Origin of the sequence: Lactobacillus sp. CBA3606 (assembly GCF_002970935.1) — a bacterium.
Taxonomy (GTDB): Bacteria; Bacillota; Bacilli; order Lactobacillales; family Lactobacillaceae; genus Lactiplantibacillus.
Genome location: NZ_CP027194.1, coordinates 2,386,863 through 2,402,672, shown reverse-complemented (window position 1 = coordinate 2,402,672; position 15,810 = coordinate 2,386,863). Strand labels below are relative to the sequence as shown.

Genomic DNA, 15,810 nt, shown 5'->3' with positions numbered 1-15,810 from the left:
GATGGAAATTATTGTTCAAAAATTTGGCGGGACTTCGGTTAAGGATGAACCGTCACGTAAACAAGCTTTAAAACACGTGCAATATGCGATTGACCAAGGTGATAAAGTCATTGTCGTCGTTTCGGCGATTGGTCGTAAAGGGGCGCCCTACGCGACGGACTCCTTACTCGGATTGGTCCATGGTGACCAATCCCGCTTAACCGACCGTGAACTCGACATGCTGGTCTCTGTTGGCGAAACAATCTCAACAACTGTCTTTACTGAACTCGCTCGTGAACAAGGCCTCAATGTCTTGGCAATGACCGGACAAGATGCCGGTATCGTGACGAATGACGACTTTCAAAATGCTAAGATTTTACGGGTGAATACCCAGCCAATTGAAGCCGCTTTTAAAGACGCCGACGTGGTCGTGGTCACTGGTTTTCAGGGTGCCACCGAAACCGGTCATATCACCACAATTGGTCGGGGCGGTTCCGATACATCAGCGGCAATCTTAGGCGCGGCTTTTAAAGCCAAGCGGGTTGATATTTTCACTGATGTCAACGGTATGATGACCGCTGACCCGCGCCTAGTCACCCATGCCCGCTTTATTGAAGCCATTAGCTATGAAGAACTGGCTAACATGGCTCATGAAGGCGCTAAGGTGATTGATCCACGCGCCGTTGAAATTGCTGAACAAGCTCACGTGCCGATGCGAATTCGGTCCACCTACCAGGCTCCCGATGAACTGGGAACTTTGGTCACTGACCGCACGACCACTCAGATTGAACACTATCGGACGGTAACTGGGATTGCTCATCAGACCAATCTAACGCAGTTTACAGTGCCAACGGATACGTTAAGTTCGAGTGAGATCTTTCAGTTAATGGCGCAACATCATTTAAGCGTGGATTTCATTAATATTACCCAACATCAGGTCGTCTTTAATTTGGTGAACGGTGATGCCCACGTGGCAGCTGCGTTATTAACAAAAGCTCATGTTCATTGTCAAGCCATCGGCGACTGTGCGAAAGTTTCCGTGGTTGGTGCTGGTATCACTGGGACACCGGGCGTCACTGCCCGCATCGTCACAGCGTTAAGCACCCAACATATCGAGATTTTACAATCAACTGATAGCTATACCACTATTTGGGTTTTAGTTAAGCAAGCTGATTTAAAAGCCGCAATGAATGCCCTTCATGATGAATTCTTAGGCGTTGAAAAATAATCAAAAAAGGATCCCGTCATTATCAAGTTTACGAACTTGGTAACGGCGGGATTTTTTTAATTGGCAACTAAAATTTCGGTCAGCCGTTGTTCGAAAAACGGCAACCAAATATCACGATAACCAGTAGCTTTGGTCTCACTTCAAAACTTGACAGTGCAGCTACGACCCAACCACCCACTAGAAATTAAGGTCAACGGGTGACTTTTCACGCAATTGCATGGTATCCTAGAAAGCGTAAATTAGCGTATTTTATTTGAAAAGGACGTAAAAATTAATGAAAGCAAGTCAATTAATTAACAGCTTAAAATTTAAACAAGTCCAACCCGCGTTAACCACCGATTTTGAGGTGACTTTATTAACGCAAGATACCCGTGAAATCAAACCTGGTGCTGTCTTTGTGGCTGTCGCTGGCTACCACGTTGACGGCCATGACTTAGTCGCACAAGCCGTTGCACAAGGCGCACAATTAATTGTGGCTCAAAAGCCCATTCAGGTCAGTGTGCCAGTCGTTTATGTTCAAAATACTGAACGGGCAATGGCGATTTTAGCGGATGTCTTTTATGGCGCGCCTAGCCAAAAGATGCGGATGATTGGGGTAACCGGGACTAACGGTAAAACAACGGTCACCCACTTAATCGAACAAATCTATCGTGATCAAAAACAAGCAACCGGCTTGATTGGCACGATGTATCGTAAAATTAAAGATGAAAAATTGCCAACTGCCAACACCACACCAGACGCAATCACCACGCAACGAACGTTAGCAGCAATGCGCGATGCCGGCGTCGAAACAGTTGCCATGGAAGTCTCTTCAATTGCACTAGTTTTAGGTCGTGTTTGGGGGATTGATTATGATATTGCAGTCTTCACTAACTTAACGCAAGACCACTTAGACTTTCATAAAACCATGGCTAACTATGCCCAAGCAAAAAGCATGCTCTTTGCACAATTGGGCAATAAATACGATGCTAATGGGACCGCTAAAGTTGCCGTGTTAAATACGGACGATCCAATTGGCCGTGAATTCGAACAATATACCGCCGCCCATGTGCTCAGTTTCGGCTTAAAGCCAGATGCCATGATCAATGCGCAAAACGTTCAAATCAAGAGTCACGGGACAGAATTTGACCTGTCCGTCTTCGGTCATGTCACGCATGTCACCATGAAACTCATTGGACAATTTAATGTCTACAATATGCTAGCTGCTTTCGCTGCGGCTTATGCCAGTGGACTGCCAGAGGACCAAATTATTGCTTCACTGGAAAAAGTTGCCGGTGTTAAAGGTCGTTTCCAAGCGATTCCATCACATACCGGTGTGAGTGTCATTGTTGATTACTCCCACACCCCAGATGGCTTGTTGAACGCTTTAGAAACGATTCAAGACTTTGCCAAACAAGATATTTATTGCGTCGTTGGTTGCGGTGGTGATCGTGATAAAGGCAAACGGCCGAAAATGGCTAAAATTGCCGTTGAACGGAGTACGAAGCCAATCTTCACTTCTGACAATCCGCGAACCGAAGATCCCGAAATGATCTTACAAGATATGGTCGCTGGTGTCCCTGACCAGACAGTCCCCGTTTATGTTGATCGGCACGTGGCAATTGCCAAAGCCATCGCGCAAGCCCAACCTGGCGATGTCGTTTTAATCGCTGGTAAAGGTCATGAAGATTACCAAATTATTGGTCGCACTAAACATCATTTTGATGACAGTGAAGAAGCAGCGCAAGCTTTAGCTTTAAAGCCAACTGTGGACTAACTTAATTGCTCAATTTAAAAGGCGCACACGATTTTTTCGTGTGCGCCTTTTAAATAGTCATTAATCAAGCCTAGTCATCTAAGTAATCGGTTTGATTCCAAGTTTTTATGGTGAATTTTTGATTATCCTGCGTCTCAACAATCGTCAGACTATCATTGTCCACGATGCCATGCCCCACTGTCGTTAACGCCTGTCCGTTAATAACTAACGGTGCACGCAAGTCAGCGATTGGAATGCCCATCAACGTTTTAATGGTCATTATTGTCACTAACCCATGTGACACAATCAAAATGGGCTGCGGATTTGTCACCCCCGCAGTCGCCACCGCTGCACGAACGGCCGCCGTTGTGCGTTGCACGAATTCAGCGTAACTTTCGCCGCCACCCGCTAATTCTGGTTGATAGCGCTCCGGCTGATGAATCACAAAGTCCAACTGTTCTTTAGGTTCAACATCTTTTTCAAGTTGCCCATCCCATGTGCCAAAATCTAGCTCTCGCAACCGTGGATCCAACTTAATCGCCGGTTGCCACTGGTTAGCGGCCGTAATATATTCCGCCGTTTTAAGCGCCCGCAATTGCGGGCTACTATAGACTTGGGCAAACTGAACGTCACTCAAATAGCGTCCTGCCGCTTGGGCACCTTCAATCCCACTTGCCACCAACGGCGAATTAACGGAACCGCCTTGAAACCGACGCTCAATATTATACTGGGTACGACCGTGCCGCACAAAATAGATCTGCATTGACTTAACAACCTTCCTCACTGCATCATTAAAACCTATTTTACCCGTGTTCGCTTAATTAGTAAAAACCAACATGAGCCAAATTTTTAGTCCTTTGCTGGGGCGATGGGCTTAATCATATGTTGATATGAATGAACGCCAATCATTAACTGCCCGTCAGCCACAAAGCCTTGCCGATGGTATAACTTAGCTGCCTTAGGGTTACCCTCATCAACATTTAAGCTCAGCTTCGTTAAGCCTTGTGCCTGCGCAACGGCCGGTAACGCCGCTAATAATTGGCTACCAATGCCTTGACCTTGTCGCTTTGGATCGACCGCTAACATACTCAGATACCATTCACCGGGCCGCGTTTCGCCGCCCAGTTCTAATGGCGCCGTAAAGCCCGTTGCCGCCGCGGAAACACTTTTCAAACACGCATTAACAGCCACTTCATTAGCCGCCGGATGACCAAATGCTACCCCACTAACTTGATCATGATCGTCAACCATGACCAACGTCTGTGCCAAACCATTTAGGTTCTCAGGTAAGGCGTACAGCGTCGTTAACATCGCTAGTAATGCGGTAGTTGAAACATCTTTTAATACGGGCATTGCCATATCACGATAGATAATCGCGATTAAGGGTGCAATTTGGGCACTATCTTGTGGCTGAGCCTGCCGAATTTTCATGCAATAACCTCCATCAATTTTAAAGTCACTTTACCAAATTCTACCAAACACCGTCAACCCTTTAGCTTAGTTGCGTGCCGATGTTCAATCGTCATCACCCAGGTCGTGACTGGTACCGTGAGAATGACACCGATTAGCGCAAATAAAACCATGATGACTTCCGCCACAAAAATTTTATTATTAATCACACTACCAAAAGAATAATGCAAGCCAGAAAACCAAATAAATAAGGCTAAAAAGCCCCCAAAGAAACCGAAAAATAGCGTATTAAATGTCGTGCCAATAATTTGTTTGCCAATACTAATACCATCAATGTAAAGTCGCGCCGTCGTGACGTTTGGATGTTGTTCAATAATCTCACTCAACCCGGCCGCAATTGCAATCCCCGCTTCCGCAATCGCACCTAGCGTACTTAATATGGCTTCGGTAATGGCGACGCCCACAAAAGACACGCCAATCGTTAATGACATCCCTTCTAGGTCTTCACTATCTTCAAGACTAAACCCTTGGGCCATAATCCAATGTTCAACGGGAAAGATAATTAAAATCAACGCCACCATCACAATTAAGGCGGCAATGTAGGCCGTTTTGGCCGCGACCTCATTGGCCTCGCCAAAGAAAATCGTGAACGCTAAAATAATCGTGCCAATGACTAATGAAACCCCCATTGCTGGCAAGCCCCAGGAAATAAAGACGACCGCTAAGAATAATAACCCAAAGTTAAAAATGAGACTTAAAAAAGCAGTGGCACCAGTCTTGCCGCCCACCAAGGTCATCAACGCAAATAAGACCAGGCCTAAAACCGTAATGGTACTCATTGTGCAGTCACCTCCCTCGGCATTAACTGACTCGCTAGCCAACTCGCCACGGGAATTGCGAGCACGATGCCAATTCCGGAAATCAGGCTTTGGACCATTCCTAACGACATATTCATCGAAAACGTGTAGCCCCAATTATTACCATTGCGCAAATATAATAAGGTCATGGCAAATGTATCGGCCATAAAAATTAAAAATAGCACATTGATTAAGGGTCCCATAATTGACCGGCCAATTTGAATGCCCGATTTAAAGACCTGCCGTGCTTCAATCGTCGGTCGTTCAGTTCGCAATTGAAATAACGATGCGACAATATCGGTTGATTCATCCATAACCGCTCCCAAAGACCCTAAAACGGTCTCCACTAAAAAGAGCGGTCGGGGAACTTGCGTGACATATTGCATTGATTCATAAGTAATCCCACGTTCATGCGTCACGTTAAAGACAATCAGACTGATGATCACAGCTAACCCAGTCCCCACAACTGTTGCGCCAAGCGTCACTAACATCTGGCGACTAAATCCAAGCACCAAAAACAACGTTAACACCGCAAAAATCAGCGCTAAAATGCCAAACAACCAGTATAAATGATTGCCATTGGTCATTAAATCAATTTGGATGGCACCATAAAACAGGACAGCATTTAAGCTGACACTTAATAGCGCCATAAAGCCACTAAAACGCATAATTAACAGCAATAACGCCACTGCTAACCAAACAACGGCAGCCAACGCCGTATCCCGTTTTAATCCTTGCAACGTCACAGAACTATGTTGATCACTAGGAATTCGTAAAAATACTTGATTGCCAACGTGATAAGCTTGATCCATCGCCTTAGACGTCGTATACGTATTTTTTAACCGATAACTTTGACCACGATGCCCGTTATTCAATACTTTCACCGTCACCCACTGCGTATAGGTCACATCTTTATTCTCAAATTCATCCGTGCTGGTCGTCCGATTAATTGCATGAACTTTCGTCACTTGACCAACCGTTTGCTGATATAATTTAGCATCCACTCGGGTCAGTCCAACCCCGATCAATCCTAATAAAATCACCACTAACGTTAGCCAGCGACCCCCACACTTTAGTCTCATCTGCTTCACATTCTTCACCCTTTTCGCTCGTACTGCTTTTAGCTTAGCATGCTATTTAGCCTTTGCACGAGTTTACCCATCAATCTTTACCAGAAACTAAGAAGCTTCAATCTGGGTTTGTAAAGCCTGTAGCCAATCCACTTCAGTCACATTTTGAGTCCGCTGGGCGGCCTTAAGTCCTTGTTTAATTAACGTTTGCGCTAACGCTGGTTGTTGATCCACCCGCCAAGCATATACCGCGCGTAATTTATAGTTGGTTAAGGGCGCATAGCGTTGTAACAGTTGTTGGACGCCAGTATCTCGGTACCACCCCAAAATCTGGGGGCTCAAATGATTCGCCATCAAATTCCAATAAAGCGTCGCATCCAAATACTGAGCTAAATCCACTGGTGGTAACTTATCGAAACTGGGCTCAAGCCGGCTCAAGCCCGTTAACAAGTCGGGCATTGCGAGTCCATGTTGTAGGCCCCACACTAAGACGAGCCAAGCTTGCCGCACCACCAAATAATTCTGATTGCCACCGCCTTGTGGTAACACAATCATGGCTGCTGGCAAATCAGCGACCCGCCCAGTTTTAATTTGTAAGGCTTGGGCCCGTTCTGTCACATAAGCGGCGGTCATTGCCGCAGCTGATTCATGAGCCGTGCGAAAATTCAAGGCCGCAGTCGGTCGCCCATGCAAAATCATAGGTAAAAGCTGACCAACCTTTAACGTATTCACCCAGATCCAAATAATAAAGGCAAGTAACCACAAATTAAATGACAAGGTAAATTGTCCTAATGTGACGAGACTCAAAACCACCACGAGTAAACTGAATAAGCCACCCCCAAAACACGCAACCGCATAGTTAAATCGCGTCGTGTCGGCGGCCGGTTCCGCAACTAAATGCGGATAACTCGTCAGCGGATGTTGCCAACGCCAATGTCCTTGGACCCGACTAAGCTGGTAGCGAAAGCCCGCAATTTGAACCACTCGAGCACCGATTAAACGATACCCCAGCCACTGACCCAAATCATAAATCAAAGTTGCGCCTAGTTCACTGCCAATCAACGCTAGTCCTAACCAACCAACTGTTGAGATGAATTGTCCGACAAGTTGCATTTAACTGCCTCCCTATTTCGTTAATTTAGTCGTAATGATGCTTGCCGTAAAAAAACGGGTTGCTGTTCTTGTAGCATAAACGTCAATAACCGAGTCGCATACGTCGCTGGGCGTTGATTCGTTGCGACTGTTTGCGTCAATTGCGTCAAGTTATCCGTAATCAGGCCATCGACACCCATAAACATCATTTGGTTCATATCTTTTTCTTGATTAACCGTCCAGGCATAAACTTGCTTATGTTGCGCATGCACTTCCCGGACAAATGACGAATTCAAAGTAGAGTATTCCATCGTGAAAAAGGTGGCCTGACTATGGGGCACACCAATCAGATTGTACGGTAAAATGTAGCCTGCTGAAACTTTAGGCATCTGCGTACGCGCCTGTTCAATAATCCGATAACTCAATGACTGTAATAAGTCATGATGCGTCGTGATTGTCGTTTGATACTGCTTGGCAAAATCTTGCACCAATGTGGCGGGATCGCTACTCGTCGTTTTAATCTCAATTAATAACTTTTGATGCAACTTTTCAGCGACCTTCAAATAATGACTAAAACTGACAACTTTGGCCTGACGACCATTTTCACGCATCGTTAATTGCGTTAGTTGCGCCAACGTCAATTGATTGACTTGCCGCTTGACCCCGGTTAAGGCACGTAAATTTTTATCGTGCATCACAACAAATTGACGATCTTTCGTTTCATAAACATCCATTTCAATATAATCTGGTTGCAACTTGGCCGTTCGACGTAAGGCAGCAATGGAATTTTGCACACCATTATGATTAGTCACCCCACGATGAGAGGCCGTTTGGGGCTGTGAGAACCCCCAACCGCCTAGATAAGCAATACTAACAACCACCAAACTTAGACCAACAATCGCTCCCCCCAGGGCAATTAACACAGGCCGCCGAGCTGCTGGCTTACCCAATGGCCAACTCAACCAACTTTGGGTAATTGTAATACCAGCCAAATCACTAAAAAACATTAGTGACAAGGCCGTTAGGTACACACTCAATAGGACTTGGACAACTTCAACCAAGACTAAGTTAATCACCGCAATGACGGCGCGATAGCGGACATAATCATCAACGAACAACTGAATCCCATAAACAGCTAAATTAATCCCCCAAGTGGTTAACCAAGTCACACCTCCAATGAGGAGTAGTGTCCAAATAATCTTGCCGGTTTTGCCACTGGTCCGTTGCCAACTCGCAGTTAGTGCCGACTTAACCGGATAATTTTTTAAAATCATTAGTGGTAATACGGCGATTAATCGGACACCTACATAAAAAGTGCCGGCATACGCGACCATTAACAATGCATATAAGACCCAATGCCCGCTTTCCAGCCATTCAATAATAAAGACCGGGATGCGCACTTTTGCCAGTAAACTAGTAGAAAAACCGATGCCGCCAAATGGCAAAATTAAAATAAAATATAACAGTAAGAATCCAAATGCTTGGGGCACCTGACGGACAGTTTGCCCGAGCGCTTGCCACAACAAATGGCCGATGGCTAAGCGGCTCCCTTCCCGTAACCGTTTAATGCCAGTGAGTAATAACCAAAATTGATAATAAATCGTCCCGATAATTAATAAGACGATCACCACCAGACCGATTAAGACCCACGGCTGCTTCAACAAAACCGTGCCGAGGTTACTATAAGTTAAGTACGGTACCCCAAACACCACTAATAATTCCGCTGCTAGCCAATTGTAGATTGGAATCACCACTGATGAAACGGTTTCATTAACTAATAAAATTAACGCACCATACATTAACCAGCGCCGCCAAAAATAACGATTCGCCTGTTGCCAATAATGCCACCCGAATTGCATTCAAACACCCCTACTTAAAGATTATTTTAATTATACCAGTTATCCGTTATAATATTAGCGCCAATTGCTGGTATCATCGCAATCTGGTTTACTTTTAGATCCTGCTGGTATACCGTAAGTTTAACGCACAGAACTTATCCCCTGAACTGATTAAAAACGAGGTATCGATGATGTCACTGCTATTATTACTCACAATTTTTAGTATTTGGGCCACTTATCACTTTTTCACGAAATGGCTTTGGTGGTTGATCGGCTTTGCAATTGTCGTCACCCTAGTCGCCTGGTTCATACGCTACGGTTGGTTATTAATTATGCTTGGCAGTTTTACTTTAGCTATCTACTTATTTTATATTGCTTACAAGCAACATCAGTTAAATCATAAGTAATCTTCAACCAGTACTAAACTATGAACCAAATAAAAAAGCCGGTACAGCAAGGTTTGTGACCTGCTAGTACCGGCTATTACTTTTACCAATTGCGCCCCCCGAGAATCGAACTCGGATCGCAAGGACCGAAATCTCGCGTGCTATCCTTTACACTAAGGGCGCCTACCTCTCTATATTAGCACAATTTCAAGCTGTTGATTGGTTTAAAATTATTAACTACTAAAATCAGTTTACAACTGGAGTGGGTGGTTTGATTGTTTAATATTAGAAGCAACCCAAATCTTATAATCACTGATAGTTGTGCCAGTCATCAAATAGGATACGGAACAAACCTTAACGATTAAACCGGCTAATTATAAAGCATTCCAATAAAAACGATTGACAATCAATTAAGGAGTTGTTTTAATTAAAATGTAAGTCTCGGCGTGTTTTTAAGTCAACAGTCCGTTCGGCAACTTGCGGACTTTAATGATTGGACAGTCACTTTTTAATGACTCAAAATAAATTACGGACTAGCAACCGGGTTCGTAAACGCCGTGGATGGCGTAGTTACCTGCTTAATTACCTTAACGACCACTTCATTGCTAACTTGTAATGATGGGGACTTGGTCTTAAGGCCATTAAATAGAATCGAAAGGAAAAGGTCAGTTATGGCTAACTATCAAAAATCAGAGGCATCATTAGCAGCAAGTGCCCAATTAATTGGCATTTTCGCTGAAAAAGTCCGCCGTCAAATTATCATTGCTCTGGGGAACAGTGGTGACGGCTTAAATGTGACTGACATTACTGCTTTAGTCAACATCTCACGACCAGCAGTTTCTCACCACTTACGCCTCATGCGTGAAGCAGGCGTGATCGCCATGCGAAGTAATGGCGTAGAACATATTTATTACCTCACTTTAGCGCAACCATTAGCACAACTACAAGCCACCTTTACCACGCTGGCATCAGATTTCAGACCTGTGACCGATCAACATTAGGAACTTAAAGAGACCTTTGGAATTTATCCAAAGGCCTTTTTTGAATCCTAAAATTTGCTTTCGTATCGCTTTTAAAACCTTAACTTTTGTAACTCAGGTGGTAACGGCGCGGTAAACGTCAAACGTTGGTCACTAAAGGGATCTTGAAAGGCTAAAGTGGCCGCATGTAGTGCTTGGCGATCGATTAAGGTCTGGTCGCCACCATACAGCACATCACCCAATAACGGATGACCAAGGGCGGTTAGATGCACTCGAATTTGATGCGTCCGCCCAGTGACCAATTGTAATTTCACCTGCGTCATCTTAGCAGTTGTTTGTAAAACCCAATACTTGGTTACCGCTGGTTGACCACTAGTCATCACCATTCGTTTAGGACTAGCCCCTTCACGACCAATTGGTAACGCAATGGTCCCCGTCGCTGGCGTTAGTTGCCCACTAACCCAAGCCAAATAAGTTTTAGTTAACGTCGCCTGAATGGGCGCAAACGTTAACATGCTCTGCGCAATGCGATGTTTCGCAATCAACACTAACCCACTGGTATCTCGATCCAAGCGGGTAATTAAATGGGGCTTTTGGTTGGCAGCATGCGTCGCTAACAGGTAACCCTTAACCCGATTAACTAGAGTGTCGGTGCGATTACTAGGACCAGGCACGCTCGTTAAGCCCGCCGGTTTATTGACCACCAACCAATTTTCATCCGCATAAATAACCGCTATGGGACCGGTGCTCACAGCAACGGTCGGATCAGCAGCCTCATCGGGGAGTCGAATCCCGGCAACCTCGCCTGCATTAACCGTGATTACACCGGTTTGAACACGCTGATTCACGATGAATTGGCCCTCACCATGTTTTATGGCTTTAATCAGTCGCATACTAATCCCGTGTTGTGTCAAAAAATGTTTCATAGAAACGGGCTCGCCAGTATGGCGCCAGTCAACTTGCATTTTAGGTATCCTCTCTGTATTAAACTAAAACTTAACCACTTCGTATGTACAAGCATGGTATAGCAGTCATGGCATTATCAGTGGCTGGAATGTCACAAATAATTTTAGCCATAGCGGACAGACATACATTGTCTTAATGTCAAACATCCAAAATAACATCGCATCTTTTGGTCAAGTTCTGAGTGATATTTATGGTTTTCTGAACAGCGCCACCCCTTAATCAGCCGTTGCCGGTTGTTGATGTGCAAAAGCCCGAATAGTTGCCATGAAAGTCTCACCATACTTTTCAAGCTTACTGGCGCCAACCCCTTTAACGTCCAAAAAGGCCGCATCCGTTTCCGGCATAATTTCACCCATTGAATGCAATGTCTTATCTGAAAAAATGACAAAAGGTGGCACGTGTTGGGCTTCGGCCAAGCTCCGACGTAAGGTCCGTAATTGTTCAAATAACGCATCATTTTCAGGCGTCGACCGTTCCACGGTTTGCGCTGTTTTGCGATAGACCTTGGTTTCGCCTTTAAGCACGGCGACGCCTGTTTTAGTCACGCCTAAGGTCGGATACTGACCACCCATACTTTGCAAATACCCAGTAGCTGTTAAAAAATCAATCAAACTAGCAACACTTTTTTGTCGTTGACCGGCCATTATCCCATAGGTGGGTAAGTCATCCAGATGGGACTCGCGAACACGTTGATTATTAGCACCCGTTAATACTTGTGCCACCACAATTTTGCCAAACCGTGCATGTAATCGCACCACACAAGAAAGGACTTTTTGTGTGGCCGTGGTAATGTCTTGTTCTTCCCGTTCATCTTGACAATTACTACAACGCCCACACGGCTCAGAGGACTCACCAAAGTAGTTTAAAATAAACTGTTGTAAACAGCCTTGGGTATTGGCATATTGTGACATGACTTGGAGTTTTTGATAGGCGCGATGCTTATGTTCCGTATCCATTTCGGACTCATCAATAAAGAAATGCTGAATATGTGCATCTTGGGCCCGGTACATTAAGACCGCCGTACTCGGCAAGCCATCTCGACCAGCCCGGCCAGCTTCTTGATAGTAAGCTTCTAGGGTTCCCGGAACTTGGGCATGAATAACAAACCGTACATTGCTTTTATCAATCCCCATGCCAAACGCATTTGTTGCCACCATCACTTGTACCCGATCATACAAGAAATCTTCTTGATTTTGCCGTCGCACTTGGTCATCCAAGCCCGCATGATACTGGGTCGCTTTAATCTGATGCTTATTCAACAACCCCGCTAACCGCGTGACTTCTTTCCGAGTACTGGCATAAATAATTCCAGCTTCGTTAGCGTTAGCAGCCAGATAGTCTAAAATATAACGATCCGTATCTTGGCCCTTCACAACCGCTAAATCCAAATTATCACGGGCAAATCCCGTGTTCACCTCATGATCTGGTTCAATCTTTAATAAGTGTCGAATATCCTTAGCAACTTGTTCCGTTGCTGTCGCTGTTAACGCCAAGACTTGCGGCTGGCTCGGCAATTGCTCAACGGCAGTGCTCAACGCTAAATAACTCGGTCGAAAATCATGCCCCCATTGTGAAATACAGTGGGCCTCATCAATGGCCAATAATTTAATTGGTAACTGGCCTAAATCACGAATAAACTGGGGTGAATCCAGCCGTTCAGGTGCAATATAGAGTAAGGTGTAGTCGCCTGCTCGTAGGGCTTGTAACCGCTGATTAATCGCCTGATAGTCCAGCGAACTATTGATAAACGTGGCTGCAATTCCATTATCATTGAGCGCATCAACTTGGTCTTTCATCAATGAAATCAACGGTGAAACAACAACCGTCAATCCGTCAAAGAGTAACGCTGGAATCTGATAACAGAGCGATTTACCGCCCCCAGTTGGCATGATTGCTAACGTGTTTTCTCCCGCCAACACTTGTTCGATGACCGCTTTTTGTCCCGGCCGAAATTCATCATAACCAAACGTTGTTTTTAATACTTGTTGTGCCGCCGCTAAGTCCATCACCTAAGCTCCTCCGTCTTAATTCAGTGGTTCTATTCTACCGAGAATTTTACCAAGTTACAACTTGAGCGGTCGTAAAAAAAATGGTTTGCCACTCAACTATCATTAAAGGGTCGGCAGTTGATTCTAATCATCAACTACCGACCCTTTAATGAACACAATGCTTTTTATGTAATCCCGTTATTTTGACTGTTTCGGCCGACCACGATGATCAACCAAACCGTCGGCACCCGCTTGCTGATATTTCCGGACCCAAGTATACACTTGCGAATAGGATACTTTAAACTTATCAGCGGCCTGCTGATAATTATTATCATGCGCTAACGTATATTGAACAATCTCAATTCTTTCAGTATATGTCGCTCGCCGTCCACGTGCCATCACCAAGCCCCCTTTTATTAACCATGTTTTATCATACCAAGAGATGCCAAATTTTTATAGCTTTAAATTTAGCTTTTTACGCATTATTAACGTTCTCTTACTGGCAAAAGAGAACGTTTGTTCGTATAATGACTATTGAGGTGAGTCTATGGCTAATCAAAACCAACTGGTTAAATTTGACAATCAAACTAAAATTTTAAAATTCGATCCTTTTTGTACCTCCGCGTCACACCACTGACCGCAGCACCACCCATTAACTGCTTAATCGTCCAACATGCCTTGACCCGCTTCTATCAGTTACGGCCCAATGTCCAATTAGCTTTATTAGGTCACTATAATCAGCGCCACCAATTCGTCATCACGAAATTTATGGTCGGCCAACCGATTTCCAGCTAGTTTTTTTGACTGCTTAGAAAGCGTATAATGGCTTTAATAACTTAAAGGAAGTGTCGTTCATATGACAAAACGTATTAAAGGTTCTTGTACCACCATTCTCGTTGGTAAAAAGGCCTCAATCGATGGATCAACCATTATTTCTCGTAATGATGATGGTCACGAAGCTTTAGATCCCGAACGATTAGTAGTCGTTAATCCTGCTGATCAACCCCGCCACTATCAAGCAGTCTTAAGCAAATTCAACATGGATTTACCAGCCAATCCGTTGCGGTACACGTCGATTCCTAACTCAATTCTCACTAATGGGACTTGGCCAGCAGCCGGGATTAATAGTGAAAATATCGCAATGTCTGCAACTGAAACCATTACGACTAACTCACGCGTTTTAGGCCTTGATCCATTCGTTACCGATGGTATTGGTGAAGAGGACTTGGTCACTCTAGTCTTGCCTTATATTCATAGTGCAAAGGAAGGGGTCGAACGCCTAGGCAACCTCTTAAAAACCTATGGGACTTATGAACCTAATGGGATTGCGTTCTCTGATAACAACGAAATTTGGTGGTTAGAAACCATTGGTGGGCACCATTGGGCTGCCAAACGAATTCCTGATGACGCTTACGTAGTTGCACCTAACCGGATGAACATCGATGCCTTTGATTTCAGCACTGCAGACACTATGGCTTCTGCTGATTTAGAACAGTTCATCAATGATAATGATCTTAATCCAGACTTTGATCACTACAACTTACGCCACATCTTTGGTAGCGCAACGATTAAAGACACTGTTTACAATAATCCGCGTGCTTGGTTTGGTCAAAAATACTTCACGCCAGCAGTTGAACAAGACCCGATGGCCCAAGATTTACCTTTTATTTGTCATGCTAATCGGAAAATTTCGATTGAAGACGTTAAGTTCGTTTTGAGCTCGCACTACGAAAATACGAAATACGATGTTTACGGTAGTGGTACCGAAGCAGATAAGACCTTGTTCCGACCAATTGGGATTAATCGTAATCATGATGTGCATATTTTGCAGATTCGGAATCATGTCCCCGCTGAAATTGCTGGGATTCATTGGCTCGCATTTGGTGCCAATACGTTTAATACCGTCGTTCCTTTTTATTCAAATGTCACCGATACCCCTGCTAGCTATAAAGATGCGGATGGTACCTTTAACTTGAATAATATGTACTGGTTAAGCTGTACCACTGCCTTATTAGGCGATACCAACTACGATTTTTACGTTGATATGCGGAATAGCTTTGACTTAAACGCCATGAGCGCTTATCGTCAGATTCAACACACCACCGATGCTGGTTTAAGCCGACAGACTAAGATTCAAACCTATTTAGCCGCTGCTAACCAACAACTAGCTGATGAATCGATGCGCCGCCAAACCAAATTATTAGGTGATATGGTCATTGCAGGTTCCGAACAAATGAAATTACGCTATAATCTCAATGATTAAATGAGAAAGTCGGCCATA

Annotated in this window: 14 protein-coding genes and 1 tRNA gene; 5 read left to right on the top strand and 10 right to left on the bottom strand. The window is 44.5% G+C overall.

Features of this window, described 5'->3' with window-relative positions:
• The first annotated feature begins 1 nt into the window (after position 1).
• Both dapG and C5Z26_RS11620 read left to right on the top strand, forming a co-directional pair.
• Positions 2-1,207 carry an aspartate kinase gene (gene dapG, locus C5Z26_RS11625; protein WP_105450059.1) on the top strand — a complete coding sequence of 402 codons (1,206 nt, stop codon included), beginning with the start codon at positions 2-4 and terminating at the stop codon, positions 1,205-1,207.
• Between the two features lie 274 nt (positions 1,208-1,481).
• Positions 1,482-2,963, top strand: coding sequence for a UDP-N-acetylmuramoyl-L-alanyl-D-glutamate--2,6-diaminopimelate ligase (locus tag C5Z26_RS11620; protein WP_105450058.1), 1,482 nt, complete (start codon positions 1,482-1,484; stop codon positions 2,961-2,963).
• A 70-nt stretch (positions 2,964-3,033) separates the two neighbouring features.
• Here the strand turns inward: C5Z26_RS11620 and C5Z26_RS11615 are convergent, their stop codons facing one another.
• The 6 genes from C5Z26_RS11615 to C5Z26_RS11590 form a co-directional block, all read right to left on the bottom strand.
• A complete protein-coding gene (locus tag C5Z26_RS11615) occupies positions 3,034-3,705 on the bottom strand; it encodes a histidine phosphatase family protein (protein WP_105450057.1) in 672 nt (223 codons plus the stop codon).
• A gap of 86 nt (positions 3,706-3,791) precedes the next feature.
• Complete coding sequence (locus tag C5Z26_RS11610; RefSeq protein ID WP_105450056.1) at positions 3,792-4,373, bottom strand: GNAT family N-acetyltransferase; 582 nt, start codon at positions 4,371-4,373, stop codon at positions 3,792-3,794.
• 53 nt (positions 4,374-4,426) lie between these two features.
• Complete coding sequence (locus C5Z26_RS11605; protein ID WP_105450055.1) at positions 4,427-5,191, bottom strand: YibE/F family protein; 765 nt, start codon at positions 5,189-5,191, stop codon at positions 4,427-4,429.
• Positions 5,188-6,291 (bottom strand): YibE/F family protein, encoded by a 1,104-nt coding sequence (locus C5Z26_RS11600; protein WP_105450189.1) that lies wholly within the window; start codon positions 6,289-6,291, stop codon positions 5,188-5,190. Before C5Z26_RS11600 ends, C5Z26_RS11605 begins: the two co-directional genes overlap by 4 nt.
• A gap of 96 nt (positions 6,292-6,387) precedes the next feature.
• Positions 6,388-7,392: a hypothetical protein gene (locus tag C5Z26_RS11595; RefSeq protein WP_105450054.1), complete on the bottom strand. Its 1,005-nt coding sequence runs from the start codon at positions 7,390-7,392 to the stop codon at positions 6,388-6,390.
• A 20-nt stretch (positions 7,393-7,412) separates the two neighbouring features.
• Complete coding sequence (locus tag C5Z26_RS11590; RefSeq protein ID WP_105450053.1) at positions 7,413-9,230, bottom strand: glycerophosphoryl diester phosphodiesterase membrane domain-containing protein; 1,818 nt, start codon at positions 9,228-9,230, stop codon at positions 7,413-7,415.
• A gap of 170 nt (positions 9,231-9,400) precedes the next feature.
• Here C5Z26_RS11590 and C5Z26_RS11585 point away from each other — a divergent pair, with 170 nt between their 5' ends.
• The gene (locus tag C5Z26_RS11585; protein WP_105450052.1) at positions 9,401-9,616 is read left to right on the top strand and encodes a hypothetical protein; all 216 of its coding nucleotides are present in this window, start codon (positions 9,401-9,403) and stop codon (positions 9,614-9,616) included.
• Between the two features lie 90 nt (positions 9,617-9,706).
• On the opposite strand, the gene C5Z26_RS11580 is transcribed toward C5Z26_RS11585, so the two are convergent.
• A tRNA-Arg gene (locus tag C5Z26_RS11580) sits at positions 9,707-9,778 on the bottom strand.
• A 488-nt stretch (positions 9,779-10,266) separates the two neighbouring features.
• On the opposite strand from C5Z26_RS11580, the gene C5Z26_RS11575 reads away from it, so the two are divergent.
• The gene (locus C5Z26_RS11575; RefSeq protein ID WP_105450051.1) at positions 10,267-10,596 is read left to right on the top strand and encodes an ArsR/SmtB family transcription factor; all 330 of its coding nucleotides are present in this window, start codon (positions 10,267-10,269) and stop codon (positions 10,594-10,596) included.
• Positions 10,597-10,667: 71 nt separating this feature from the next.
• Here C5Z26_RS11575 and C5Z26_RS11570 read toward each other — a convergent pair whose 3' ends face one another.
• From C5Z26_RS11570 to C5Z26_RS11560, 3 genes are all read right to left on the bottom strand, one after another.
• Positions 10,668-11,540: an RluA family pseudouridine synthase gene (locus tag C5Z26_RS11570; protein ID WP_105450050.1), complete on the bottom strand. Its 873-nt coding sequence runs from the start codon at positions 11,538-11,540 to the stop codon at positions 10,668-10,670.
• Between the two features lie 216 nt (positions 11,541-11,756).
• Positions 11,757-13,550, bottom strand: a complete 1,794-nt coding sequence (gene recQ / locus C5Z26_RS11565) for a DNA helicase RecQ (RefSeq protein ID WP_105450049.1) — start codon at positions 13,548-13,550, stop codon at positions 11,757-11,759.
• 177 nt (positions 13,551-13,727) lie between these two features.
• Complete coding sequence (locus C5Z26_RS11560; RefSeq protein WP_105450048.1) at positions 13,728-13,928, bottom strand: helix-turn-helix domain-containing protein; 201 nt, start codon at positions 13,926-13,928, stop codon at positions 13,728-13,730.
• A gap of 457 nt (positions 13,929-14,385) precedes the next feature.
• Between C5Z26_RS11560 and C5Z26_RS11550 the strand changes: the two genes are divergently transcribed.
• Positions 14,386-15,792 (top strand): C69 family dipeptidase, encoded by a 1,407-nt coding sequence (locus tag C5Z26_RS11550; RefSeq protein ID WP_105450047.1) that lies wholly within the window; start codon positions 14,386-14,388, stop codon positions 15,790-15,792.
• Positions 15,793-15,810 lie beyond the last annotated feature (18 nt).